The following is a 26,616-nucleotide window of genomic DNA, read 5'->3' on the forward strand; positions in this document are numbered from 1 at the left end:
GACTGGGTCAGAAGATATTACTTAGCTTTATCAAAAGCTTCTGAAAGTTGTTGAATGGTACTGTGCAGCGCGCCAAGACCGCCGCCCACGAGATACCAGTTCTGGCCGTTGAGATAGACGACCTGATTGTTCTTCCAGGCATTTGTTTGGCGCACGAGTTCGTTGTCGAGCAATTGCTTGGCAGAGGTGCCTTCACGTCCAATGGCGGCATCGCGATCAAGTACGAAAAGCCAATCCGGGTTGGTTTCCAGAATGAATTCTGAACTCACTGGCTGCCCGTGATTGCCGACGGAAAGATCAGGCGCTGCTGGTTCGATACCGAAGCTGTCATGCAGCACACCGAAACGCGAACCCGGACCATAGGCGCTGATCTTGCCGCCTGAAGTCAGGATCATCAGGCCCTTGCCTTTGCCCTTTGTTTTTTCGTTTAGTGCAGCGAGTTCGCTGTTTAGCTTTTCAACTTCGGCCTTCGCTTCGGTTTCCTTGCCAAAAATCTGGCCAAGCTTTTCGATATTGGCTTCGCTGCCGGAAATGAATTCCTTGGCTGGAACAGTCAGATCGATAGTCGGTGCGATTTTTGCGAGTTCGCCATATTTCGCTGCCGAACGGCCACCCACAATAATGAGATCCGGTTCTGCTGCATTGACAGCTTCATAATCGGGTTCAAACAATGTGCCGACTTTTTCATAATCAGCCCCGTCATATTTCTTGAGATATTCCGGGTAAGCGATGCTACCGGGGACGCCGATAACTTTCACGCCAAGACGGTCAAGGTTGTCGAGCGTCGCAAAATCAAACACCACGACTTTTTCAGGATTGGTTGCAATCTTTGTCTCGCCCTGCGCGTGTTTTACCGCGACATCAGCCGCGTGCGCGCCGGAGGCAAGTGCCGTCGCAACAAGTGCCGCGCCAAACAGACGGGAAAAATGTCGGCTGAATTTCAGCATAGCGTTCGATCCTTTCGTCAATCCTGTACTTTATAGTCCAGTTTTCTTCCCGTCAAAGCGGGAAGATCAATATTCAGTTGTTTTGGCCATTTGGCGCTTCATTGAGCAGTATGAATTTCAAACTATCTTCCACGGTCAGTGGGATCATCGATCCATGGCTTTCATCATCGAAACGACGATAGGCAACATCAAAGCCGGGTAGCTGCTTCAACTCTGTTTGAATGTCCGCGCCCGATGGTCCGCCACGTAGTATTTTGAGCCGCTCGACATCTTCTTTGGTCTGACCCGGACGCTCGCCGCGCTTTCCAGAATTTTCAATCAACAGGCGAATGGGTTTTGGATTTGCTTTAAATGCTTCTACGAACTTGTCCTTATCGGCGAGAATGGAGCGTCCATTCCACCAGATCGAAGGGTCGGCAGAGGCATAGGTTTGAAATGAATCGCTATGATTGAACAGCGCATAAAGCGTGAAGAGGCCGCCAAGCGAGTGGCCGAATAATGCCTGCTTGGTTGGGTCGATTGGAAAACGACCTTCAATCTCGGCTTTTACCTGATTATCAAGGAATGCGAAAAAAGCATCTCGTCCGCCGGTCTTTGGAATATTCGTTTGAACGGGGATCAGATCATCAGGCGTCGGCGGTGTCAGATCAAAATAGCGCAGGCGCACGATTTCGTTCTGGTCTTCGGTTGGATAGCCGATTCCAACAAAAACGGCATTGAGCTTAGGGTTGTTTTCCATAAGCTTTGCAGTGATTGGCAGCATGCGATTGCCGTCCGTCATATAGACGACAGGAAACCCTTCAGCAGGTGCTTTTTCTGCGGGAGCCGCAACGAAAATCCGATAGTCGATGCCATTTGCCTGCATGTCGAAGGAACCGACTTGTGGCTTTTCAGCATGCGCGGATGCGCTCACAAGGATACTTCCAACCATGAGGCAGACCTTTAGAATGACGTTCTTCATTTTGCTCATGAGAGCATCCAATTCATAAAAATGACGCCAGCTAAAATCGGCTGGCGTCATTGCGTATCTTAGAAACGTGAAGTCATACCGAGCCAGAGACGACGGCCTTCGACGACATTGTTCGTTTCATCAACGGTCACCTTCTTATCGAAGATGTTGTAGACTGCCGCATTCAGTGTGACGTTTTCGCTGAACTCATATGAGCCACCGAAATCGACTGTCGCATAGCCCTTGTATTTGCGGGCAATGACCTGACCTCGGCTGTTATAGGCATAAGGTTCACCGACAGTACCAATACGAAGACCGGCATTGATTTCTTCGCCATGATAATTGGCGGCAGTCCAAGCGGTCAAACCTTCGACTGGTGTTTCCCAGTCAGCGCGGACATTTGCCATATGCTTCGGTGTGCGCGCCAAAGGCAGACCCGCATATTCGCCGGTCTTCTGCTCTGAGTCTGTGTAAGTATAGCTTCCACGAAGTTTAATCGTGTCGGTCGCTTCCCAGTCTGCAGTCAACTCGACGCCCTGAATGACAGCATCGTCAATGTTATAGCTGTAATAGAGAACGTAGTTTGGATCCTGTGCCCAGCGAAGGGGTTGGCCAGTGATTGGATCATACTGAATGTTGCTGGCGATCTTGTCTTTGAAGTCGGTGTAGAAGTAAGTTGCGCCAAGACGCAGACCCTGCTGATTATCCCAAAGTGCACTGGCTTCATAGCTCGTGCTTTTTTCTGGCTGCAAGCCCGGGTCACCAATGATGACGCCGCAGTTTCCAGTTGGACCATAAGTACAATTGCCGCCACCAGTGGTATAAGCATAGCCCGGTGCGATGGTGCGCAGCTCAGGTGCACGGAAGCCGGTTGAAATACCGCCCTTGATGGTCAGCTGATCGGTTGCATGCCAGACGGCATATCCACGCGGGCTCCAATGTGAACCGTAGATTTCGTGGTGATCCATACGCAGACCGCCGGTGAGGGCGAAGTCCGGTGTGATCCACCATTCGTCTTCAGCAAAGAGCGCCCATTGCTTGATTGTGAACTGCTCATCAAGACCATTGCGACGACCCGGATTCTGATCCGTCAGCGTGCCTTCAATAAACTGGCCACCCGTTACGAGCGTATGGTTGCCATAAAGCTCGAATGGTGTCGTGAACTTGCCATCAAGCGTGGAGTTGCGGATATGTGGCGAACGCAGGTTTTCCACGAATTCTCTGCGCGCATTATTCCAGCTGAAATTTGTTCTTTCAGCCGTTTCCTGCATGAAGGAGAATTCGGAAGTCGTTGGACCCCAACGGCCAGTATGGCTGACGGACCAATGATTTCGGTCATTCAGATTGTAAGCATCAACAGGTGCTGTGCTGCCGGTTGCCACTGGATTGATGGTGTTACCAACGCTTGAATCGCGGCGCAGGCGGGTCTTGCCAGCTTCAAAAACAATATCGTGATCAGCATTTGGCGTGATGGTCACGCGACCTGTGATGTCGATGTCTTTTTGCTCAGGCGTACCACTGATAATGTTGTCTTCCTGACGCTTCATACCGCGGCCCCAAAGCTGTACGCCAACGAGGTTGGGCACGAGCGGGCCGGTTATGTAGTAAGAACCCTGATAGGAATCGCCATATTTGGAATGCTGCTGGACTGTCGTGTCGACGCTTAGCGAGCCGCTCCACTTGTCTGCGACTTTTTTGGTGATGACGTTTATAACGCCGCCCATCGCGTCGGAACCATAAAGCGACGACATTGGACCACGAATGACTTCGATGCGCTCAATAGCGTTGGCTGGCGGCAGGAAGCTTTGCTCAAAGCCCGAATTACCGTTGGTGCGCGCATCACGTGTGCTCTGGCGCTTTCCGTCAACTAGAATGAGCGTATAAGTTCCGGGAAGGCCACGGATGAAGATATCACGTTCGGCAGCGGCACCAGTTACGGCAACGCCTTGCACATCACGCAGTGCATCTCCGAGATCACGATAAGCACCTTTTTCGAGTTCTTCACCCGGCACGACCGAGATACTGGCTGGCGCATCGGTGATGTTTTGCTCGAAACCAGTTGCCGATACCACGATCTGATTAAGTGTAATGCCACCCCCAGCATTCACCTGTTCAGCCGCTTGCGCTTCAGCCTGTTTCTTTTTGGCAGCTTCTTCCTCTGCCTTGGTTAAGGTCTGTGCGAAGGAAACTGCTCCGCTCAGAATAAGTGCAGTGGAAAGACATGTGCCCGCAAGAACAGCTTTTGCAAAAAGCGATTTGCTGGCCAAGTGCCTGTTCTGCGAGCCAGTGGCGCGCGATCCCCGAAACAAGCTGGTCATAAATTTCACCCTTTAAGTTGAGTTTTCGGCTCTCCTTATGTATGGCAATAAGATGACGTCAACGGTCGTCTTTTATAACAATTCCAAGTTCCAAAAAACGCAACTGAACGGATAACGCAGCAATGGCTGGCAAGCGCATGAAAACACAGACAGAGCCGGAGGCTATTGAAGGCGAAAGCCTGAAATTGGGTCAGCTTCGCTTGTTGATTGCGCTCGATGCACTTCTTGTGGAAGGCAGTGTTGGTGGGGCCGCTCGGCAAATGGGCTTGAGTATGGCGGCCATGAGTCGATTGCTTGGGCAGATACGCGAAAAATTTGATGATCCGATTTTTATCCGTTCAGGCCGTAACATGCTTGCGACGCCCAAAGCGGAAGCATTGCGCGGACGACTTCGCAGGCTGGCAAACGAAACAGAAGCGCTAATGAATTTTGACGGCAAAGATGCTGCTGAAGTGCATTGCGAAAGAAAGCGGGGCTGGGAAAAAACCAGTATGATTGTCGCCCCGCCACCGCTTGGCATCCGCAAGGTGATACAGCTTGAGAACCACCCAACGCCAGAACAACTTGCTGCGCAATTCGCCAATGTTCAGGACGAGAATGATCCGTCCCTACGCTTGGCAAAATACATAGCGATTATTGGCCGTAAGATTGGCTATACGCGTCCGCTCGAAATGCATGAGGCAGAAGACGCTTTCACCACGATTTTTGCTGGTGAGGCAGACCCTATGCAAATCAGTGCTTTGTTGCGTCTTATTCACTATCGGGGTGAAACTGCGCCGGAGTTAGCAGGGATGGCTCGTGCAGCGCATCGCTATTACGCGCTTGATACGAATATCAGCACGCCAGCGCTCGACTGGCCAGCCTATCTCTCACCCAATTCCAATCAGTCGCCCTGGTTTATGCTGGCAGCTATTCTCGTCTCCCGCGCAGGTTATCCGGTGGTGTTACATGGCAACTGCGGTATGGGCGAATTGTCGGGAAAGCTGGAACTTGCTGCACAGGCCGTAAATATTCCGATTGCCACGTCGCTGGCGCTTGGAAAGAGCGCTTTAACCGCTCATGGCATTTGCTTCATGCCACTGGCAGGATTTGCACCGCAGGTTCATTCCCTGCTGGCGCTCTATCCGTTGTTTAATTCGCGCTCATCAATCAATAGTCTCGCCCATCTGCTTAATCCCTTGAGGCTTTCAGCATCTTTTGTCGGTGTGACACAGCCTGCTTACCGCGAACTGCATCGTGATGCAGGTGCCCTGTTGGATATGAAGTCTGTGTCTGCCGTTTCAACAAGCCGAGATGTTGCAGAACTGGTTCCTCATCACGCGCATACGGTCTACAGATGGTTTGGTGAGCAGAAAACCGACATTAATCTGCCGACCTTATCAAAGGCCGCTACAGACCGTCATACCAGCCAAAGCACGTTTGAATATTGGCTCGCAGTTTGGTCTGGTGCGGCTATCGATGAGCGCGCTGAACTCACAGTCATTGCATCAACAGCAATGGCATTAATGACGGCACTTGCCGCCGATGATGATAGCTATGGCCAGTTTTACAAAAAGGCAGAAGAGCTTTGGCGAACACGTCACGCAGCCTCGTGATTGCCATAGAGCGATAGGAGAAAAATATTCTATTTATGCAGATTATTAGAAATTAACTCCTGTCAATCGAATGAGTCAGCAAGTTGTTGCTTTGTTTGTGGCTTTCATATGCCCTAAGTTTCGCCAGACATTCGGGAATAAGCGGGCAATCGCTTGTGCAGGAATTCCAAGGAAAATATTAATGACCGTCCAATCAAACCCGTTCAATCTGCCGTTGCTCGACATTTCACGCTACAATGGCACAGCAGAAGACCGAAAAAGCTTTATCGATGAGCTGCGCCATACGCTGCATGATCATGGATTTTTCTATCTCACTGGGCACGGTGTTGATCCGAAACTCATCGAAAATGTTGTTGCTACTGCTAAGCATTTCTTTGCGCTTCCAACCGAAGAAAAGCTCAAGATCGAGATGATTAATACGCCGCATTTTCGTGGCTATAATCGCGCCGGTTTGGAGCGCACGAGAGGCGAACAGGATTGGCGTGAGCAACTCGACATCAACACTGAACTCGAGCCAGCTGAAATTGGTCCCGATAGTCCTGCATGGAAACGCTTGATCGGCCCAAATCAGTGGCCTGATGCACTTCCTGAATTGAAGCCTCTTTTGCTCGCTTATCAGGCAGAGGTTACCCGTGTTGGCATTGATGTATTGAAAGCAATTGCACAAGCACTGGGGCAGAGTGAAGATTTCTTTGCGCAGATTTATGAGCCGCATCCATCGCAGCTTTTGAAGATCATTCGTTATCCCGGTCGAGATGTTGCGGAAAGTGAGCAGGGTGTTGGCGCACATAAGGACGGCGGATTTGTAACAGTTCTTTTGCAGGATGTTGTGCCGGGTTTGCGTGTGCAGCGTGAAGATGGTGTCTGGATTGACGCACCGCCTGTACCGGGAACATTTGTAATCAATACTGGCGAGCTGCTTGAATTGGCGACGAATGGATTTGTTCGTGCTGACGTGCATGGTGTGGTAGCTCCACCAGCAGGCACAGAACGCTTCTCAGTCGCGTTCTTCCTTGGTTCGCGGTATGATGCGACAATCCCTGTGATTGATCTCCCGGAAGAGCTAAAAACAAAGGAACGCGGTGTGAGCGTTGATCCATTGAATACGCTCTTCCGCGAGGTGGGACAGAATAATCTGAAAAGTCGCTTGCGTTCTCATCCTGATGTTGCGCGTGCTCATCATCAGGATTTGTTGGATTCCCCAGAATTCGCCAGCCTTAAATTGGGATCAGCCCATAATTAAAATGAACCCATTCCTTGACGGTTGTTTGCTTTTTCTTTCTTCCGTCAAGGAACAGGTTCGGGGGCACAGAAGTATGATGTGCCTATCAATTGACGAAAAATAGCTGGTAAAAATAGCAATAAAAAACGCCGGATAACCGGCGTTTTCTGTTTTATTTAAAGCTTTTCAATCAACCGCTTATGAGCTTTACTTCCATAAAGTCTTCAAGGCCCCATTTGCCGCCTTCGCGGCCATTGCCGGATTGCTTGTACCCACCAAAAGGACTTCCCGGCGCGCGTGATGTTCCGTTGATCTGGATCATGCCAGCGCGGAGTTTTCGGGCAACACGCTTTGCGCGTTCAGGGCTTCCAGTCTGAATATAAGCGGCCAAACCGTAAGGCGTATCATTGGCGATAGCGATGGCTTCTTCTTCCGTATCGAAGGGGATCATTGCCAGCACAGGGCCGAAGATTTCTTCGCGTGCGATAGCCATGTCGTTGTTCACATCAGCAAAGATGGTTGGCTTAACAAAGTCACCCTCGGAAATACCGTCAGGACGTCCGGTGCCGCCAGCAACCAAACGCGCACCTTCATCGATGCCCTTCTGGATCATTGTCTGCACCTTGTCGAACTGGATCGACGAAGACAATGGACCGATATGTTCGCCATCTTTTGATGGATCATCGACCGTGGTTTTCGATGCCGACGTCTTGGCAAACTCAACCGCCTGATCATAGATCGAGCGCTCAACCAACATACGGGTTGGGGCATTGCACGACTGGCCAGTGTTTTCAAAGCAATGGTTCACACCACGTTCAATCGCTTTTTCGAGATCACTGTCGGCAAACACGATGTTTGGTGATTTGCCGCCAAGTTCAAGCGAAACACGTTTGACTGTCGCGGCAGCAGCACGCGAAACAGCAGTTCCGGCGCGGGTTGACCCGGTAAATGACATCATGTCGATGTCAGGATGCTGCGACATTGCTTCGCCGACGACTGGACCTTCACCGTTAACGAGGTTGAATACGCCCTTTGGCAAACCTGCTTCATCGACAAATTCAGCGAACAGCATCGCCGACATTGGAGCAATTTCGGATGGCTTGAGCACAACAGTACAACCCACAGCAAGGGCAGGGATGACCTTGAGCGCGATCTGGTTCATTGGCCAGTTCCACGGTGTGATGAGACCACACACACCGATTGGTTCACGCACAATCGCCTGATTGGAATGCTTAGGCGAAAGAATTTCATCGAACTCGAAATTCTCGAAAGCCGCGATAAAAGCTTTGGTGTGCGAAATGCCAGCCGCGGCCTGAGATTCACGCGCGAGCTTGATTGGCGCACCCATTTCCTTCGAAATAGCCTGTGCCATTTCTTCAAGACGGCGCTCATAGATTTCAACTATACGACGAAGATAGCCAATGCGTTCTTCGGCAGGCGTTTCGCTCCATGAGGGAAATGCCTTTTTCGCCGCAGCGACAGCGAGATCAATATCAGCAGCCGAGCCAGCAGAAATCACTGCATATGGCTTTTCATTGGCTGGATTGATGACTTCAATCGTCTTAGCTTCGAGTGGTGCGTGCCATGCGCCGTCGATATAGAAATCTGTTTTCTGATCCAGATTTTTTTGAAGCATGATGAAATCCTCCAATGCTTTGCTTTTCGTTTCCCTTGTCGATGCGCAGACTACTCGCCAGCTGTGACGGCGTCAAAACAGAACGATCAATGGAAACATCAATTTTTCTTATTCGTTATCGTAGGCTTCGAATTCTACGCCGAGCGTTTCCAAGCCTTCTTCGATGTAATCGCCCAACAGTGGTATTCCGAGAAGGTATTTCGCTTCACGCCCATTGTGGCGATCACTTGCGGTGGCAAGGGCGTCATCCCATTCTTCCGCGCTGAAGTCTCCACGACCGACCCAGACTAAGGCCAGCAATTCAATCTTCTCGTCTTCGTTCAGAGAGCGAATTGCAGCGACAAGTTCCTTGCGTGTTGGATTGGTTATGGAAGCATCAAGAATGTCAACATCACCATCATCGGAAGCATTGGAGCCGGAATCTTCGTCCACTGCGGGAACCTGAACATCATATTCACGCGCCTTGGCGATGATGAACTCGATGTTTTCAATATTGTTGACCAACTCGACCATTCTTTTGCCTCCGTAACGTCACTGTTTAACGAACGCAGTTCGCGGTCTCTGGTTCCTTTAAATCGGCTTGCCAGAACTTGCCTACTGCGACTTCATAAAAGATATAGGGCCATCACGAAGGTTTATTAGGCTTGTTGCGAAATATTGATTTTGGATTGGTCTCGGTTTTTCGAAAGTTAGTGCGCCAAAAACGGGATGACCCAATCTGCTATGAGTTTGATTGACAGGCCAAAGAGCGTGAGCTGAACGAGCAGGAAGAACGGACCATCCGGCATGATACGGGTGAGCTTGGCACCAACAAACGTACCGATGATCGCGGCAGGCAGAAGCCAAAGACCAAGCGACCAGTCAAGGTTGGAAAACTGCTGCAATTGCCAATAAGGGATCAGCTTAACCGCATTGACGATTGCAAACAGAATGGTCGATGTGCCTGCAAATACGAGCTTTTCCAAATGCTGCGGTAGCACATACATCTGGAATGGTGGTGCGCCGGAGTGTGAAACAAAGCTGGTGAGGCCGGTGATAATGCCCCAAAAGGTTCCGCCCGCGATATCCGCCTTGCGCGCCGCACGGCGGTATTTTGCACCAACCCAGACGTTGAAGCAAAAGAATAATCCCACAAGTCCGACCATCATTCCGATGAATGTGCTGGAAAGATGCGAGCTGAAAAACCAGCCTAATCCAATCCCGACAATGGCAGCCGGCGTAAGAATTGCTAGATTTCTGGCCGAGAAGTGGTGGCGATAGAGGTAAAGCCCAAACATATCGCTGACGACATAGATCGGCAGCAGTAGCGCTGCCGCCGTTACAGGGGAGATCACCAATGCCATTAACGGCACTGAAAGCGTTCCGACGGACGGTAGGCCACCTTTGGATAGGCCGACCAAAAAGGCTGCAATAACGGCTACTGTCATAAACAGCGGGGTATGTTCAAGCATTCAAAAGTAACCGTTATATCATTGAAACAATGGTTTATAGCCGAGTTCTCAGCTATGCGCCCATTCCCAGTAGAGCGAGCGCGCACGCTTGGTGATGGCGCCATATTCGAGTGTACGCTCATCGAAGCCAATGATCGGAACAACCTTGCTGATATTGCCCGTAGAGAAAATCTCGTCTGCTTCGCGGAAATCCTGAAGCGTAAGCGTCGTTTCATGGACGCTGACACCGGCCTGGCGCAACAGACCGATAACGCGTTGGCGTGTGATGCCGTTGAGGAATGTACCGTTTGGAACTGGAGTATAAACTTCGCCACCACGAACCATGAACACATTCGAGGTTGCAGTTTCTGCAACATTGCCCAGAACGTCTGTCACCAGAGCGTTATGAAAGCCCTTAGCTTTGGCTTCTCGCAGCATGCGACCATTGTTTGGATAAAGACATGCAGCCTTGGCATTAACAGGCATGACCTGCAGGTAAGGGCGATGGAACGATGTTGTCGTAACGGTAAAGCCCTTTGGCTCGACCATCGGGATTTCTTCAAGGCAAAGTGCGAAGTCCGTTGATTCCGGTGCTGCCGCAACAGTGGTGCTATCGCCGTCTTCGGCCCAATACATCGGGCGAATATAAACATCTGTTCCCGGCGCGAACTTCTTCAAACCTTCGCGGGCCAAAGTTTCAATATCGTTGCCGCTCAGCATAGGCGCCAGTCCAAGCGCGCGTGCAGAGTCGTTTGCTCGTGCAGAATGCCGATCAAGGTCAGGTGTTACACCCTCAAAGAGACGTGCGCCGTCGAACACGAGAGAACCAAGCCAGGTTGCGTGCGAAGCTGCACCAAGAATGCGCACATCGCCCTGATGCCATTCGCCTTTGTAATAGGTCCAAGTTGCTCGCTTCTCAGCCATCGTCTTCATCCTTGATCAATTACGTTACGTGCCAAACCCCGCGCGAAGCGCTTTCAGTTTTAAATAGAATTGCTGGAAAGAGCTGCGGCGGGATATGATTATTGGCTTTTATAGCATCAAACCCGAAACTGGAAACCAGTTTCGGGTTTGATATATCCTTATAGTGATCAAGCTTACGCGAGAACTGGTCTACTTTTCTTCAGCCAAAGCCGGTGACGGATCGGATGTTGCCACAGCTGCTGGTCCCGGAACGCCGCGTTGGCGCTCACGCACGAAAGTGAATAGTCCAGAAATCGTGATCAGAACGATGCCGATAAGCATCGGAAGATCAATATGATCATGGAAAACGAAATATCCGAACAGAATAGCCCAGATCATCTGGCTATATTGTGGGGAAGCGATGGCACTCGCGGGCGCACGCTGCGCTGCAAGCATGAGAAGAATGTTAGCAAGAGCTGCAAGCAGACCGTAACCCGCAAGGTAACCCCATTGCAGAGCGGAAGGTGTCTGATAGCTCGGAATCATCAAGGCACCGCAGATGAGGATTGGGCCAATAAGCCCCGCAGTGTAAAGCGAGATACGCTTTTCTTTTTTACCCATTGCGCGAAAGATCACGATACTGAATGCACCGCCAAGGCCGCCGCCAAGTGCGCCAAGGTGACCGATCGATAATTCACGAAAGCCGGGGCGCAGCACAACAAGCACGCCAATAAAGCCGATGATAACTGCCGACCACCGACGCCAGCCGACTTGCTCTTTGAGGAACAGCACGGAAAGGATCGTCACAAATGCCGGAAGCAGGAATATCAGCGCAAATGCTTCAGCCATTGATAGATGCGTGAAGGCGACAACACTACCAATCACACCCATCGCGGCGGTAAGTGTCCGAAGTAACCAGAGTTTTATATTTGTGGTTCGAAACATATCGAGCCACTGATCTTCCGGCTTCTTCGTGAATGGGATGGCAAGAATACCGAGCACGGCACCAAAAAATGCGATCTCATAGGGGGATAATGTGCCGTCAAGAAACTTGACGCACGCATCGCTGATGGCGAATGCAGCATAGGACGCAAACGCGAGGAAAATACCGTAAAGCATAGTGGTTTCCGCAAAAGGCTAGAGATAAACTCCTCCGCCGACCGGATTAATCGATTAAGACCCGTTTGGCAAAAGGCAAATGCCCTAAAAATCAAAAAAATGAACTTCCTCTATCCCCTATGGGGTAGGCGATTGCGGCATTTTCAAGAGCGCGAGCTCTAGCGAAAACGCATGCCTCATTTGCAATCATATCCGTGGTGGAATTTTGTGCAAAAGATTAAATATAGGGCATCCAACGAGGAGAAAAGAAATGAACATTCGTCAGAAATTTAACCAGTATGTTTCCCGTCGCCGCGCTATCCGTGAACTCGGTGCAATGGACGATCATCTTCTTGCCGATATCGGCGTATCGCGTTCGCAGATCCAGAGCGCAGTGTTCGGTAAGTAATCACTGATGGTGCGGCTGATAGATGATCGCCCCGTAAGTGAAACAGAAGTAATATAACAAAGCGTCGGTGCTCCAGTCCCGGCGCTTTTGTTTTATAAATTTAATTTTAAATACCGATAGTAACATGTTTTATTATTTTTCATTGATTTCTGCTGATTGCGTAATCATTGTTTTCGCTTAGTGTTGAGACATTTCGCGTGTATTTTTGAGACGTGTCGCGGTTGTAAGATTTACGCCGTCTTGTATTATTTACCTTTCAGTGCCCGTGACAAATAGATGGTCATCCGGATATCCGACTTGATGTGCAATTTTCGTCGCCGCCAGATTGCTGATTTCATTCCGTAAATATGTTCTTCTCATGCTATATTTAGTGATCGAGCAATTAATATATTGCGGGGCATTTGCCCGATAGACTATTAGATCTTGCTTATTGGGTAGCCACAGGGGTATGTGACTACCCAATACTTTTGGGATCATGAAATGCTTGAGCTTGTCATTAAAGGAACCGTGATTGGAGTTGGCGCGACAATCTTGATGGACCTATGGGCATTGATTCTTGCTCAGTTTCCCGGCCAGTCGCGCCCGGATTGGGGCCTTGTTGGGCGCTGGTTCTGGCATTTGCGCCATGGTCAAATATTTCACGAGGATATTGCTGCAACCAAACCTTATCGACATGAAGTCGTATTAGGCTGGATTGGTCATTATGTTGTCGGCATTCTTTATGGCGTGGTTTTCGCGCTTTATGGTGGTTCGGCGTGGTTTGCGAATCCCATTTTTCTTCCGGCTTGGATATTTGGCATAATGACCGTGGCTGCAGGATGGTTTTTGTTACAGCCTGGATTGGGAATCGGGTGGGCAGCTTCGCGTTTACCGAACGCTGCGAACGTTCGCGTACTCAACCTTGTCGCGCATACATTTTTTGCGTTCGGTTTGTATGGTACGGGCGTTTTAATTAGAAACGTATATTAATCATTATGTTAGCTGCAGAGGCCCGAAGTTAGCCTATTGCCGTTTTTTGAAGCACTTTCAAAAATATACCGCTGAATAGCTGACTAGCGTTATTGATTAAGTCAGACCAAACTAAATCACGTTAATAAACAGACATTCTTGCGGCAGAACTGTGTTTTTTGTCGACTTGGGTGTATGGGGAACAAATCCGCTCGCTAATAAGCGGCTGCGGCTAACAAATACGGCAATCGCAATAGATTGCACCGATTTTCAACGTCCAATCGCAAGCAATTGCCTTTGGCGGTTTATGGGTGCCTTTGAACGCGCGCTTTTTGCCCTGGAGGGATCATGCTGGAAAAGCTGTTCAAATTGCAGGAACACGGAACATCGGTGAGAACGGAAGTGATCGCTGGTCTGACAACCTTCCTGACTATGTCTTACATCATCTTCGTCAATCCTGATATTCTGTCCAGCACGGGCATGGATCGAAACGCGGTTTTCGTCGCAACCTGTCTTGCGGCGGCACTCGGTTCAATCGTTATGGCACTCGTTGCCAATTGGCCAATTGGTATGGCTCCGGGCATGGGCCTGAACGCCTTCTTCGCCTTCACCGTTGTTGGCGCTATGGGCTTTTCATGGCAGCAGGCGCTCGGTGCGGTGTTTATCTCCGGCATTATCTTCCTGTTTTTGACTGTCACAGGTATTCGGCGCTGGTTGATTGAAGGTATTCCGCATTCGCTTAGAAGCGCTATTGCTGCGGGTATTGGTATGTTCTTGGCGCTTATTGGCCTCAAGACTGCAGGAATCGTTGTCGATAATCCAGCAACGCTCGTCGGCCTTGGTGATCTGCGTGAAGCTGGTCCTCTTTTGGCAATTGCTGGCTTCTTCATCATCGCGGCTCTGGATGCACTTAAGGTTCGCGGTGCGATCCTTATCGGTATTCTCGTTGTTACCGTTGCATCGATCTCGCTCGGCATCACACAGTTTAATGGTGTGTTTTCTGCACCTCCAAGCTTGATGCCAACATTTATGCAGCTCGATATCATGGGTGCGCTGCATACGGGCATTCTGCACGTCATTCTGGTGTTCGTACTTGTTGAAGTGTTCGACGCGACTGGCACACTGATTGGCGTTGCCAAGCGTGGTGGTCTTATCGAACCAGGCAAGCCAAATCGTCTTGGTAAAGCTTTGTTTGCAGACAGCACCGCAATTCTTGGTGGCTCGCTGCTCGGCACGTCTTCAACAACAGCCTATGTTGAAAGTGCTTCTGGCGTTCAGGCTGGCGGTCGTACGGGCCTGACGGCACTTGTTGTCGCTCTGCTGTTTCTTGCAGCGCTCTTCATTTCGCCTTTGGCGGGCTCCGTGCCTGCTGTCGCAACAGCACCAGCGCTGGTCTATGTCGCGTGTCTGATGATGCGCGAACTGTCCGAAATCAAGTGGGACGAAATCACCGAAGCTGCACCTGCTGCACTCACAGCGCTTGCAATTCCGCTCACCTATTCGATTGCTAACGGTCTGGCTTTTGGTTTCATCAGCTATGTCGTTTTGAAGACGGTAACCGGTAAGGTTCGTGAGGTTCACTTGGCGACATGGATCGTCGCGGCGCTCTTCGTGATCCGCTTCGCATTCTTCCCAGAATAAAATTTTAACGCCGGGGCAACACCCCGGCGTTTTTCTTTTGCACTAAAGGAGTCGAGTTATGTCATCGGATGAATTGAAGCTGCTTGAGAAACTGATTGAAGTCATTGAAAACGACATCATACCTTTAACTGAGCAGGGCGTTGCTGACGGCAACAAGGTTTTTGGTGCGGCTTTGCTCAACAAGTCCGATTTATCGCTGGTGCTTGCTGAAACCAATAACGAGACAGAGAATCCGCTCTGGCATGGTGAAGTTCACACCATCAAGCGTTTCTACGAGATGTCTGAAAAAGGGCGTCCTGAAACCAAGGACATGATTTTCCTCTCCACACATGAGCCGTGCTCAATGTGCCTTTCGGCAATCACGTGGAGTGGTTTTGATAATTTCTATTATTTGTTCAGCCATGAAGATTCACGCGATGCGTTTTCGATCCCGCATGATCTGAAGATTCTCAAGGAAGTTTTCACGCTTGAGCCGGGTGGCTACAACCACGACAATAGTTTTTGGCACAGCCATTCCATTCCGAAAATGGTGGCATCGCTTTCGGAGCCAGATCGGGCTCGTCTCGAAAAGCGGCTTGATGCCATCCGAGCCAAATATGATAAGATGTCGAATGCTTATCAGAGTTCCAAAGATGGAAATGCTATTCCACTGAATTAATATAAAAGGCCGTATATCTTATAATATGCGGCCTTTCAGTTTTAAATCTTGTCGAGCAGATTGCGCTTTTGCAAGTTTTGGATCAGCGCTCGAATGCCAAAAGTCCATTCGGCACAATTATCAGTACGATCAACCCAGTTGACGAGACGTCCGAGCTTGGGCGTTGAAATTTCAACCTTGTCGCCGATTTCGTGCGTGAAGCCTTGGCCTGCGCCGCGACGGTCTTTCACTGGTGCAAACATCGTGCCGAGGAAAAGAACTGCACCATCCGGGTATTGGTGATTACGGTTCATCATCTGGCCAGCAAGGTTTTCCGGATCGCGGCTGATCGCTTCCATCGGGCTTTCACCGGTCATTTCAAAGCCATCAGTTCCGGTAACATGTAACGAAAGCTTAAGCTTGCGCAGAACATCCATGGTGAACTCACCGTCGAAGAGACGGATGAACGGGCCAATGGCGCAGGATGCATTGTTGTCCTTGGCTTTGCCGAGCAGAAGCGCCGAGCGACCTTCAACATCACGCAGATTAACGTCATTGCCAAGCGTTGCGCCGACAATGCGGCCATCGGAGGCAACAGCAAGCACAACTTCTGGCTCTGGGTTGTTCCACTGCGAGATTGGCAGAATGCCGACTGTTGCACCACAACCCATCGAAGACATTGGCTGCGATTTTGTGAAAATTTCCGCATCCGGTCCAATGCCGACTTCGAGATATTGCGACCAGAGGCCCATATCCTGAAGAAGAGCTTTAACCTGTGCGGCTTTTTCAGAGCCAGCAGCGACGCCGCGCAGACTGTCGCCGATAACAGGCGCCAGACGCTTGCGTACTTCCAACGCACGGGTCGGGTCTCCCTTTGCCTGTTCTTCGATTACACGTTCAAGCATACTGTCGGCAAAGGTTACGCCCGCTGCCTTGATCGACTGGAGATCAATCGGTGCAAGCAACTCGCCTTTTTCGCCGGAAAGATAATCATCAAGTGCGCCAAGATCAGCAAAGCGGCTTACGTCTTTCAACTCGGCTACCAGATCTTTGCGCTCCAGAAGCCCTGAAACGGTTGCCGAAATGCTGGATAGATCATGAACATGACCGTTGGCGACGAGTACAGGGCAGGGGCCGTTTTCGGCCTTGGACCATACGCGTCCGATAAGCACTGCGGAAGCGCTGTCTTCTGGCAGAATGATGGACGAGTTCAAAGTATGCTTGTCTTGCACGGATATTCCTCCCGGTGTGTTCAGTTCAAAATGCGAATTTAAATTGGGTGCGGAGGTCGAACGACGCCAAGTTTCGTATCTTATGGGCTTTCGGCCCTGCAAACGGCATCACAATTTAACTCCTCCAAATTATATTGTTGGGTTGTCTGATAACTGTATAATCGGCATTTGAAAACTACTTTTATGCGTAGCTTGTTTGAAACATGGCGATTTTTGGAGATGCGTTCCCGCAATTTAGCGCAGAACCTGGTTATAAAAATCTGGCTGTCAGCTTTCGCTTGACTTGATAAAAAACTCACTACAAATCAATGGCAGAGGATACAGGGGAGCAGCATACGATGTTCGGTGAAATCAGACGTAACGAACAGCTTCCCGCTCGTATTGCTTCTGAAATTGTCCGCCAGATAAGTGAAGGCAGTTGGTTGCCGGGGCATAAATTGCCCACGGAGCATAGTCTCGCCCAAAGCTTTGGTGTTAGTCGTTCCGTCATCCGGGAGGCGATTGCCCAATTGCGTAACGAAGGGCTTATTGAAACCCGGCAGGGTGTCGGTGCCTTCGTGACCGAGCCCGATCGCCGCCATGCTATTCGCATTGAGCCTGAAACATTGGCCGACCGTGATCATTTCCGCAGTCTCTTTCAGTTGCGTATGGCGCTGGAAATTGAGGCTGCGGGGCTTGCTGCGGTGCATCACACCGCAGACGATTTGCGCAAGTTGGATGAAGCCTTAGCTGAGATGACCGGCGGTGAAAAATGGTCCGATGATGGGATCGCCGCTGACCTCACATTCCATCGTGCGCTTGCGAGCGCTACACACAATGAATATTTCCCTCTGGTGCTAGGCTTTATTGCGGAACGTATCAGTCAGGCCATCCGCGCAGCGCGAGCGCGTGCAGTTCTGGAGGAAATTGTCGAGATCACCATCGCTGAGCATGTTGCCATTCGTGATGCGATTGCTGCGCGTGATCCGCTGAAAGCGCGTGACGTTATGCGCCTCCATGTTGTTGGAGCTGCAAACCGCGTTAATCTTCAGCTCGAAACATTTTAAGGATCTTGAACGTGCATATTGTTGTGATGGGTGTTTCTGGTTCTGGAAAGTCAACGGTTGGCGAAAAACTCGCAGAGGCGCTCAATTTGCCTTTTCTGGAGGGCGATAGCCTGCATCCACAATCCAATGTCGATAAGATGGTGGCTGGAATTCCGTTGCAGGATGAAGACCGCTGGCCTTGGCTGGATCAGATTGGTGATCGGCTCGCCGCTGCCCATAACGGTATTGTGGTATCTTGCTCATCGTTGAAAAAGAGCTATCGCGACCGAATGCGTGCGGCTTCTGGCGGTTCGCTGATGTTTGTCTTTCTTGATGGTAGTTTTGACGTTTTACATCAGCATATGGGGCAAAGGTCTGGCCACTTCATGCCGGTTAAAATGCTGGAAAGCCAGCTTGCGACACTTGAAAGCCCCGTTGGTGAAGCGCTGGTTTTCCGTGTGGATGTTGCTGACCCAATCGAGAAAATCGTTATGGAAAGTCTCGACTGGGTTCGTTCTCTAAAGGACGAGCTATCGTAGAGGCCAGAAGAACATCAGTGCTGGTACAGTCACCAGTGCGATGATGATCGATAAGGGCAACCCAAGCCTTGGATAGTCGCTGAACTTATAGCCTCCTGGCCCCATGACAAGCGTATTGCATTGATGGCCGATTGGTGTGAGGAAATCGCAACCCGCACCAATTGCGACAGCCATCAAGAAGGCTTCCGGTTTGAAGCCAAGTCCGGAGGCAAAGCTTGTGGCAATAGGTGCCATGACAAGCACGGTTGCAGCATTGTTGAGAAATGGCGTTACCATCATGGCTGTGACGAGAATAAGCGCCAGGGCACCATATGGTGGCAATTCATGACCGATGCTGGAAAGCCATTGTGCAATGAGTTCGGTTCCGCCGGTGGTGCGCAGCGCGTCTGACACGGGTATCAGCGCTGCAAGCATGACCAGAATTGGCCCATCGATTTCGTCATAGACCTCGTTGATAGGAATAACTTTAAATAGCAGCATGGCGACCGCCGCCGCGAAGAACGCTATTGCCACCGGCACAAGGCTGAAAGCGGTCGCTCCAATTGCTGCGATCAGAATGCAAAGCGGAATAAGTGCGCGTCTGACACTGCCGAGCATGAGCTTGCGACGTGCGAGCGGCAACAGTTCATATTCGGTCAGGAAGTTTGAGAGATTGGCTTGTCTGCCTTGCAGAACAACGACATCGCCAAAGCTTAATCGCACTTCGCTCAGCCTCTCTGAAATGCGCTGGCCGGGACGACTGACAGCCAGTAGGTTGATTTCATAACGTGCATAAAGATCAAGCTGTTGCGCATTAAGGCCAACGAGGCGGGAATTGGTTCCGATAACGGCTTCAACAGTTTCAATCTCAGTCGAACCGCTTGTGTCCGATGGATTGCGGTTTTTGGACAGCGTGAGTTTGCCAGAGCTGACAACAGTATCCAGTGCCTTCGGATCGCCTTCTAGGAGCACGATATCATTTTCGGCAAGCATCGTATCGGGCAGCGGAGTGATGCGGCTGTTCTTGCGAATGATCGACGTCACCATAGCCTCGCCTTCGGCGGGCTTTATGAGGTCGCTGATGCGCTTTCCCAAGACCGAAGAATTTGCGGCAACGCTTGCTTCCGAGGCGTAGTTTTTGATCTTGATGGCATCATCCAGTGATACGCTTTCGCGCGTGCGCTGCGGCACAAGCCAATAGAACGAGACCAGATAAATAAGGCCCACAACTGCCAGAACTGCACCAACCGGGGTGAAGTCAAACATGGTGAAAGGTTCGCCAACCATTTCGCCACGAATGCGCGACACAACGATGTTGGGTGAAGTGCCCACCTGCGTCATTAATCCGCCAAGCAGCGCACCAAATGCCATCGGCATCAGAAAGGTAGAAGGCGACACATTTGAACGCCGCGCGAACTGAAAAGCGACCGGGATCATGATGGCGAGTGCGCCAACATTTTTAACAAAGGCGGATAACACTGTGACGATTGCCACAAGCACTGCAAGCTGTAATCGCACACTGTTCAGGTCGGGGAGAAAACGCTGAACTGCCTCTTGCATTAGGCCGGAACGCGCCACACCAGCGCTTACGATTAGCGCGCTACCGACAATGATGACAATATCATCGCTGAAACCTGTAAAGGCCTGATCAAATGGGACGACGCCGACAGCGACAGCCAAAAGCAGCGAACACAGAGCGACAATATCGTAGCGAAACTTGCCCCAGATAAATGCCCCCATCATGAGAATAATCACTGCGAAGGACAGTATCTGCTGGTGGGTCATTCTATGCGCATTCCTCAAAAAGAGAAAAATATTCTACTGCTGTGTAGCGCATAAAATCCAAAACGAAAACGGCTAATAAAAGGGATTTATTATGTTTCGGGCGCTCAGTTTCCTGAACGCCCGGCATTGAAATTAGTTGCTTACGCGGCGACCGTCAGCACCAAAAATATGTATATTTTTTGCTGATGCGCCGATTTTCACTACTTCATCCACCGAATGCTCGGAGCGGCCGGGAACGCGGAAGATCAACGGCTTGCCATCAGTGAGCGAGCTATGGATATAGCTTTCTGCACCAACCAGCTCGATGGCCTCAATACGAACTTCGGTATTGAAACCATCAGCTTCCGCTTCACCATTCTCGATGATGCGAATGTCTTCCGGACGCACACCGAAGGTATATTTGTCTGACGGTAGCGTCACAGCCTTGCCCGGCTGCCAGACATTGTTCTCTCCGCTTTCCAGCAGGTTCATCGATGGTGAACCGATGAAGGTCGCAACGAAGGTCGAAGCTGGCTTTTCGTAAAGCTCGATTGGTGTGCCGACTTGCTCGATATTACCGGCGTTCAACACCACAAGACGATCTGCCATGGTCATGGCTTCCATCTGGTCGTGTGTCACATAAACGCTGGTTGTTCCTAGCGAACGCTGCAGGCGTTTAATTTCAACGCGCATCTGCACGCGCAATTTTGCGTCGAGGTTCGATAACGGTTCATCGAAAAGGAATGCGGATGGTTCACGAACAATCGCGCGACCCATAGCAACACGCTGACGTTGACCGCCGGAAAGCTGACGTGGCTTGCGATCAAGGAACTGCTCAATTTCGAGCGCCTTCGCTGCCTTTGCAATGCGGCGTTCGATTTCGTCCTTCGGTGTTTTGCGATTTTTCAGGCCGTAGGCGAGGTTATCGCGTACGGACATATGCGGATAAAGCGCATAGTTCTGAAACACCATTGCGATGTCGCGTTCGGCTGGTTCCACATCGTTGACAACGCGGTCACCGATGGAGATCGTGCCACCGCTGATGCCTTCAAGGCCTGCAATCATACGCAAAAGTGTGGATTTACCGCAGCCCGATGGGCCGACGAGAACGACGAATTCACCGTCCTGAATATCCAGCGAAACGCCTTTGATGACTTCAACACCGCCGCCATAGCTCTTGCGGACATTATCAAGAATGATCTTGCTCATTATTTTTCCGTTTCCACGAGACCTTTGACGAACCAACGCTGCATGAGAACAACAACAAGGATCGGCGGTATAATAGCCAGAATGGCCGTAACCATGACGTAATTCCACGGCGTGGAAGCATCGGCGAAATCGACCATACGGCGCAGGCCGATAATGATCGTGTTCATTTTCGCATCATTGGTGACGAGCAGGGGCCATAGATACTGGGTCCAGCCATAAATGAAGAGAATGACGAAGAGGGCAGCAATGTTTGTCTTCGACAGTGGCAGCAGAATATCACGCATAAAGCGGAACGGTCCTGCATTATCAATGCGTGCGGCTTCCACCAATTCGCCGGGAATTGTGAGGAAGAATTGACGGAACAGGAACGTTGCCGTTGCAGACGCCATAAGTGGCAGTGTCAGACCCGCGTAGGTGTCGATCATGCCAAGATCCACAATGACCTTATAGGTCGGCAGAATACGCACTTCGACTGGCAGCATCAGCGTGACGAAGATCATCCAGAAGAAAAACATGCGGAATGGAAAGCGAAAGAATACAATCGCGAATGCCGACATGAACGAGATGATGATTTTGCCAACTGCGATGAGCATTGCCACCACAAATGAGTTCCAGAGAAGACGCTCTAAGCTGACACCAACCACACGCTCGACGCCACCGAAAATGGCTTCATTGTAGTTTTCCAGCATATGCCCACCGGGAACAAGCTGAATTGGTGGGCGAATAATGTCGCCTGAAGTCAGCGTCGAAGCGACGAAGGTGTAATAAATCGGAAAGGCGACAACGATGATCCCGATGATCAGGATCAGATGACCTAACAGATTTGAGACTGGGCGTTTTTCTATCATGTTCGCCTCACTCACGAATAATGCACGCGCTTCTCAATGAAGCGGAACTGGAATGCGGTCAGGGCGATTACGATAATCATCAGAATAACCGACTGCGCCGAGGAGGAGCCGAGGTTAAGATTGACGAAGCCGTCGTTATAAACCTTGTAGACCAGGGTTTCGGTGGCTTTGGCTGGGCCGCCGCCGGTTACAGCATGAATGATGCCGAATGTGTCGAAGAAGGCGTAAACCGTGTTGACCACCAACAGGAAGAAGGTCGTCGGTGCCAAAAGCGGGAAAACAATCGACCAGAAACGCCGTGCACCACGTGCGCCATCAATGGCCGCAGCTTCAATCAGCGATTTTGGGATTGCCTGAAGGCCCGCAACAAAGAACAGGAAATTATAGGAAATCTGCTTCCATGCGGCAGCACCCACAATCATCGCCATTGCCTGATTGCCATTTAGCAGCGGGTCCCATGCGAAACCTGCGCTACGCAGCATATAAGCCAGTGTACCCATGGCAGGGTTGAACATGAACAGCCAGAGCATACCGGCGACGGCAGGCGCTACAGCATAAGGCCAGATTAGCAGTGTGCGATAAAATGTCTTGCCGCGAATAACTTTATCGGCGGCGGTTGCAAGCAACAAGGCTGCGCCCATCGCGACAAATGCCGTCAGGAGATTGAAAACAATCGTCACCTGAACAGAATGAAGGTAATTCGGATCAGACAGAACATTGGTAAAATTGGCTAATCCAACAAATGTCGATTTCAATCCAAAAGCGTCTTCACGCATGAAGGACTGATAAATAGCCTGACTTGCTGGCCAGAAAAAGAAGATCACAGTCAATATGATCTGCGGGGCCAGCAGCAAATAGGGTAAGATTTTGTTTGGAAACGTAACATTTTGCACGGGGAGTTTCCTTGCGGATAGCAATGCCGCCAAACCCTTTGAGGTCAGGCGGCACGCTCTAGTTCATCAGATTATTGTGCGGCTGCAATCGCGTCGTTTGCACGCTTAACAGCATTGTCGAGAGCAGTTTTTGCATCCTGCTTACCGCCAAGCATCGCTTCATATTCTTCGTTCAGAATATCACGAACTTGCGGCAGGTTGACGAGGCGAACGCCCTTTGAGTTTTCGGTTGGCGCTTTGCCCATCATCTGAAGGATTGGCGTTTCACGGCCCGGGTTCTTTTCATAGAAGTCCGAGTTCTTCGTTGCTTCATAAGCAGCCATCGTCACAGGCAGATAGCCTGACTTTTCATGCAGCTTCTGCTGGATGTTGGTCTGCGAAAGGAAGTTGAAGAACTGTGCAATACCCTTGTACTGGTCATCGCTGAGGCCAGCAAACACCCAGAGGCTTGCGCCGCCTGGAATGGTGTTCTGTGGGCCATGACCTTCGTAATAAGGAAGCTGGCCGATACCGTAATTCATGCCAGACTTGATGATGTCGCCAAGACCGCCTGACGATTCAGTCAGGATCGCGCATTCGCCAGAGGTGAAGAGCTGCTTGGCTTCCGAAGTACGACCGCCATAACGGAAGGTACCGTCTTTAGCGAGGTCAGCAATAGCCTGAAAATGTTCAACAAAAAGCGGTTCGTTGATTTTAAGCTCAACATTGGTGCCGCCGAGACCATTTTCATTGGTTCCGTAGGAAACATTGTTCCATGCGGAGAAGTTTTCAGTCTGAATCCATGTCAGCCATGTCGAGGTAAAGCCGCAAGGGGAAGCGCCGCTTGCCTTGATCTTTTTGGCAGCGTCGAAAACTTCCGGCCATGTCTTTGGTGGGTTGTTTTCGTCAAGGCCAGCTTTCTTGAAAGCGTCCTTGTTGTAATAAAGGATTGGCGAAGAGGAATTGTAAGGGAACGACAGCATGGTGCCGTCTGGCTTTGAATAATATGCAACAATGCCCGGCAGATATTGCGACTTGTCGAACTTATAGCCACCTTTTTCGAGCACTTCCGCTGCCGGCACCATGGCGCCTTCAGCAGCCATCATCACACCGCTACCAGCATCAAAAACCTGAATGATTGCCGGTGGCTGCTTGGAACGGAACGCGGCAATGCCTGCATTCAACGTTTCTGGGTAGCTGCCTTTATAGACTGGAACGATTTTGTATTCGCTCTGGCTTTCGTTGAACTCTTTGGAAAGCTCATTGACCATTTCGTTGTTTGCGCCGGTCATGCCGTGCCACCAGCTTAGCTCTGTCTGTGCGAAAGCCTGTGAACCAAGGGTTAGGGCAAGGGCGCCAGTCAGCGCTGAAGTTGTGATCAGACGGGTAAGCATATTTCCTCCTCGGAAATGAGGTTTCGTGAACTTCAAGAACGGATTCGTTCCACTCTTAAGGTTCCGATACCTGCATTATGGTTATTACACTTATATGACTGCAAATTCGCTATAGGGCAACTTTTCTCTCCCTTAATAGAATAAAACCGAAAATGTTAATTGGCGAAAGGAAAAAAAACGAAAAAGAAACGATAATTATGTGCAGAAGATGTGGATAGTGGTCCGAACCGATCATCAATAGAGTTTGCAATTTCGGTTTTGGGATCAGCTACCCGTTTTTGAGGTCTTAGCAAAAATATTTATCACTCTTATAAAGCCCAATTAAAAATTCAGCAAACTCATGGACTTGCACCACCAGTCGAATCCCAATTATGTGGCTTTCTTCAAAGCTGCTAATGTAATGTTAGGCTCATTTCTCGGCGGCTTTAAATAAACACTAATTTTCACATGCGGGCAGTCCATCGTCCGAGAATGCCTGACGGAGTTTTTATGCCCATCCATTCCGACTGGAATGCAGCCTCGTTGTCTGCAAAGCATTATTCCAGGACATGGAGCAAGGATGAGCCGGGTGGCGTCATCATTGGTTTTGATCTTGAGGGTGTGAAATTCGCTTATGCCGGAGGGCTGGAGAGCCTTTCGACGGGCACTCCTTTTACAGCGAATACCGTTGTTCGCTATGCTTCGATCACCAAGCATATTTTCTGCGCGATGCTGTTGCGCCATTCCGACTTGATTGGTCTTAATGATCGGATCGGCGACCACTTGCCGGAATTGCAGTGCCCGCTTGCTGACGTTACCGTCGCGCGTGCGCTGGATATGACGGGTGGTTTACCGGATGCGCGCGAGTGCCTGACGCTGTTGGGACTATCCGTATATTCGCATACGAATGCAGCAAGCCTGATTGAGTTCCTTGCCAGTTTGGAGCGGCTTAACTTTCCGGCTGGTGCGGAAATATCTTATTCCAATACAGGCTATAGACTGATTGAAGCGGCATTCGAACGTAAGGGAATTTTTTTCAAAGACTTTGTGCGATCAGAATTAAGCCACCCGCTTAATATCTGTATGGAAGCCCCCAATGAGTGGGCCGATCCTGTGAAAGGTCTTGTTCCGGGTTACTTTAAAGCAAACGGAAAATGGCAGCAAAGCAGTGCGGGATTGCATCTTTCCGCATCTGGCAGTGTGGCTGGTAGCGGCATGGCGCTCACAAAATGGGCGCAGGCACTTTTGGCCGGTCATGGCGCTTTGAATGGATTGCTTTCGACGTTGTCTGCTGAGCATTTTCTAAATGACGGTCGTCCGACAGGATATGGCCTTGGTTTGCGTTGGAATGACATCGACGGGAAGCGGTTTATTGGTCATGGCGGCTCGCATCCGGGCTATAAAAGCTATTTCTTGCTCGATCCGGTTGATAAAACCGGCATAGTCGTTGTCTGTAATCGCGAAGATGCCGATACATATACAATCGCACGTGATTGCATGGCGGCTCTGAACGGTCTTTCATTGCCCGAAAAGACGTCTGCCATCCCTGATGGATTGTACGTCACTGACACTGGACCATTTTGGCTCGAAATGCGTGAAGGCGTAGCAAATTATCTTGGCGCGGAAGATAGGCTTTATGATGTGGGGCAAGATTGGGCTTCTTCCTTATCTCCATCATCGCCGATGAAATTGCGGTGGGGTGGTGATGTTCTGCAAGGTGAAATTGGTCATGTGAGGCGCGAATTCCGACCAGTACATCCAAAACCAGCCGGTCAAGAATTTGACGGACAATGGAATGCATCGCTTTATGGCGCGTCGCTCACCGTGGATAATGGTCACATTATTATGGGTATAGGACCGGCGCGTCAGGTCATGCCGCTTGAAGATTTGGGTAATGGGCGGGCTTTGTTTACGCTGCAGGATGGGCCTTGGAGCAAACGCATCTGCATGCATCTTCTGGACGAAAACAGGCTTGAATTGGTTCTTAACCGAAGCCGGGTCATCGAATATCAGCGTTGAAGTTGCTTCATTGTGTTATTTTC

Annotated in this window: 23 protein-coding genes; 9 read left to right on the forward strand and 14 right to left on the reverse strand. The window is 50.3% G+C overall.

Going from position 1 to position 26,616, the window contains the following annotated elements; genetic code table 11:
- Positions 1 to 17: 17 nt before the first annotated feature.
- The 3 genes from WH356_RS16495 to WH356_RS16505 all read right to left on the reverse strand — a co-directional run bounded on the left by WH356_RS16495 (position 18) and on the right by WH356_RS16505 (position 4,214).
- The gene (locus WH356_RS16495) at positions 18 to 947 is read right to left on the reverse strand and encodes a siderophore ABC transporter substrate-binding protein (RefSeq protein ID WP_339512714.1); all 930 of its coding nucleotides are present in this window, start codon (positions 945 to 947) and stop codon (positions 18 to 20) included.
- Positions 948 to 1,020: 73 nt separating this feature from the next.
- Complete coding sequence (locus tag WH356_RS16500; protein WP_339512716.1) at positions 1,021 to 1,917, reverse strand: alpha/beta hydrolase; 897 nt, start codon at positions 1,915 to 1,917, stop codon at positions 1,021 to 1,023.
- A 59-nt stretch (positions 1,918 to 1,976) separates the two neighbouring features.
- Entirely contained in the window at positions 1,977 to 4,214 is a 2,238-nt protein-coding gene (locus WH356_RS16505) for a TonB-dependent receptor domain-containing protein (RefSeq protein WP_339512718.1), read from the reverse strand.
- Between the two features lie 122 nt (positions 4,215 to 4,336).
- Here WH356_RS16505 and WH356_RS16510 point away from each other — a divergent pair, with 122 nt between their 5' ends.
- Both WH356_RS16510 and WH356_RS16515 read left to right on the forward strand, forming a co-directional pair.
- Positions 4,337 to 5,809, forward strand: a complete 1,473-nt coding sequence (locus WH356_RS16510) for a glycosyl transferase family protein (protein ID WP_339512719.1) — start codon at positions 4,337 to 4,339, stop codon at positions 5,807 to 5,809.
- A gap of 181 nt (positions 5,810 to 5,990) precedes the next feature.
- The gene (locus WH356_RS16515; protein WP_339512721.1) at positions 5,991 to 7,052 is read left to right on the forward strand and encodes an isopenicillin N synthase family dioxygenase; all 1,062 of its coding nucleotides are present in this window, start codon (positions 5,991 to 5,993) and stop codon (positions 7,050 to 7,052) included.
- Between the two features lie 169 nt (positions 7,053 to 7,221).
- Here the strand turns inward: WH356_RS16515 and WH356_RS16520 are convergent, their stop codons facing one another.
- From WH356_RS16520 to WH356_RS16540, 5 genes are all read right to left on the reverse strand, one after another.
- The gene (locus WH356_RS16520; protein WP_339512723.1) at positions 7,222 to 8,667 is read right to left on the reverse strand and encodes an aldehyde dehydrogenase family protein; all 1,446 of its coding nucleotides are present in this window, start codon (positions 8,665 to 8,667) and stop codon (positions 7,222 to 7,224) included.
- A gap of 108 nt (positions 8,668 to 8,775) precedes the next feature.
- Complete coding sequence (locus tag WH356_RS16525) at positions 8,776 to 9,180, reverse strand: DUF3775 domain-containing protein (RefSeq protein ID WP_339512725.1); 405 nt, start codon at positions 9,178 to 9,180, stop codon at positions 8,776 to 8,778.
- Between the two features lie 176 nt (positions 9,181 to 9,356).
- Entirely contained in the window at positions 9,357 to 10,118 is a 762-nt protein-coding gene (locus tag WH356_RS16530) for a sulfite exporter TauE/SafE family protein (RefSeq protein WP_339512727.1), read from the reverse strand.
- Positions 10,119 to 10,166: 48 nt separating this feature from the next.
- Positions 10,167 to 11,021, reverse strand: a complete 855-nt coding sequence (locus WH356_RS16535) for a branched-chain amino acid aminotransferase (RefSeq protein WP_339512729.1) — start codon at positions 11,019 to 11,021, stop codon at positions 10,167 to 10,169.
- 189 nt (positions 11,022 to 11,210) lie between these two features.
- Positions 11,211 to 12,119: a DMT family transporter gene (locus WH356_RS16540; protein ID WP_339512731.1), complete on the reverse strand. Its 909-nt coding sequence runs from the start codon at positions 12,117 to 12,119 to the stop codon at positions 11,211 to 11,213.
- Positions 12,120 to 12,369: 250 nt separating this feature from the next.
- Between WH356_RS16540 and WH356_RS16545 the strand changes: the two genes are divergently transcribed.
- From WH356_RS16545 to WH356_RS16560, 4 genes are all read left to right on the forward strand, one after another.
- The gene (locus WH356_RS16545; RefSeq protein ID WP_250042323.1) at positions 12,370 to 12,507 is read left to right on the forward strand and encodes a DUF1127 domain-containing protein; all 138 of its coding nucleotides are present in this window, start codon (positions 12,370 to 12,372) and stop codon (positions 12,505 to 12,507) included.
- Positions 12,508 to 12,987: 480 nt separating this feature from the next.
- The gene (locus WH356_RS16550) at positions 12,988 to 13,476 is read left to right on the forward strand and encodes a DUF2938 domain-containing protein (protein WP_339512735.1); all 489 of its coding nucleotides are present in this window, start codon (positions 12,988 to 12,990) and stop codon (positions 13,474 to 13,476) included.
- Positions 13,477 to 13,803: 327 nt separating this feature from the next.
- Positions 13,804 to 15,096: an NCS2 family permease gene (locus tag WH356_RS16555; RefSeq protein ID WP_339512737.1), complete on the forward strand. Its 1,293-nt coding sequence runs from the start codon at positions 13,804 to 13,806 to the stop codon at positions 15,094 to 15,096.
- Between the two features lie 58 nt (positions 15,097 to 15,154).
- Positions 15,155 to 15,754, forward strand: coding sequence for a nucleoside deaminase (locus WH356_RS16560; protein WP_339512739.1), 600 nt, complete (start codon positions 15,155 to 15,157; stop codon positions 15,752 to 15,754).
- Positions 15,755 to 15,795: 41 nt separating this feature from the next.
- On the opposite strand, the gene WH356_RS16565 is transcribed toward WH356_RS16560, so the two are convergent.
- A complete protein-coding gene (locus tag WH356_RS16565; RefSeq protein WP_339512741.1) occupies positions 15,796 to 16,965 on the reverse strand; it encodes a fumarylacetoacetate hydrolase family protein in 1,170 nt (389 codons plus the stop codon).
- Positions 16,966 to 17,303: 338 nt separating this feature from the next.
- Here WH356_RS16565 and WH356_RS16570 point away from each other — a divergent pair, with 338 nt between their 5' ends.
- Positions 17,304 to 18,011: a FadR/GntR family transcriptional regulator gene (locus WH356_RS16570; RefSeq protein ID WP_339512743.1), complete on the forward strand. Its 708-nt coding sequence runs from the start codon at positions 17,304 to 17,306 to the stop codon at positions 18,009 to 18,011.
- A 26-nt stretch (positions 18,012 to 18,037) separates the two neighbouring features.
- Positions 18,038 to 18,529 (forward strand): gluconokinase, encoded by a 492-nt coding sequence (locus tag WH356_RS16575; RefSeq protein WP_339512868.1) that lies wholly within the window; start codon positions 18,038 to 18,040, stop codon positions 18,527 to 18,529.
- Here the strand turns inward: WH356_RS16575 and WH356_RS16580 are convergent.
- From WH356_RS16580 to ugpB, 5 genes are all read right to left on the reverse strand, one after another.
- Positions 18,521 to 20,293: an SLC13 family permease gene (locus WH356_RS16580; RefSeq protein WP_339512745.1), complete on the reverse strand. Its 1,773-nt coding sequence runs from the start codon at positions 20,291 to 20,293 to the stop codon at positions 18,521 to 18,523. The genes WH356_RS16575 and WH356_RS16580 overlap by 9 nt on opposite strands.
- 132 nt (positions 20,294 to 20,425) lie before the next feature.
- Positions 20,426 to 21,481: a sn-glycerol-3-phosphate import ATP-binding protein UgpC gene (locus WH356_RS16585; protein ID WP_339512747.1), complete on the reverse strand. Its 1,056-nt coding sequence runs from the start codon at positions 21,479 to 21,481 to the stop codon at positions 20,426 to 20,428.
- On the reverse strand, positions 21,481 to 22,329 hold the full coding sequence (gene ugpE / locus WH356_RS16590; RefSeq protein WP_339512749.1) for a sn-glycerol-3-phosphate ABC transporter permease UgpE: 849 nt from the start codon (positions 22,327 to 22,329) through the stop codon (positions 21,481 to 21,483). Before ugpE ends, WH356_RS16585 begins: the two co-directional genes overlap by 1 nt.
- Positions 22,330 to 22,340: 11 nt before the next feature.
- On the reverse strand, positions 22,341 to 23,222 hold the full coding sequence (ugpA, locus tag WH356_RS16595; RefSeq protein WP_250042341.1) for a sn-glycerol-3-phosphate ABC transporter permease UgpA: 882 nt from the start codon (positions 23,220 to 23,222) through the stop codon (positions 22,341 to 22,343).
- A 71-nt stretch (positions 23,223 to 23,293) separates the two neighbouring features.
- Positions 23,294 to 24,595: a sn-glycerol-3-phosphate ABC transporter substrate-binding protein UgpB gene (gene ugpB / locus WH356_RS16600; protein WP_339512752.1), complete on the reverse strand. Its 1,302-nt coding sequence runs from the start codon at positions 24,593 to 24,595 to the stop codon at positions 23,294 to 23,296.
- A gap of 489 nt (positions 24,596 to 25,084) precedes the next feature.
- Between ugpB and WH356_RS16605 the strand changes: the two genes are divergently transcribed.
- Positions 25,085 to 26,593: a serine hydrolase domain-containing protein gene (locus tag WH356_RS16605; RefSeq protein ID WP_339512754.1), complete on the forward strand. Its 1,509-nt coding sequence runs from the start codon at positions 25,085 to 25,087 to the stop codon at positions 26,591 to 26,593.
- Positions 26,594 to 26,616: the final 23 nt, after the last annotated feature.

It is taken from the genome of Ochrobactrum sp. MYb379 (assembly GCF_037479515.1).
GTDB lineage: Bacteria > Pseudomonadota > Alphaproteobacteria > Rhizobiales > Rhizobiaceae > Brucella.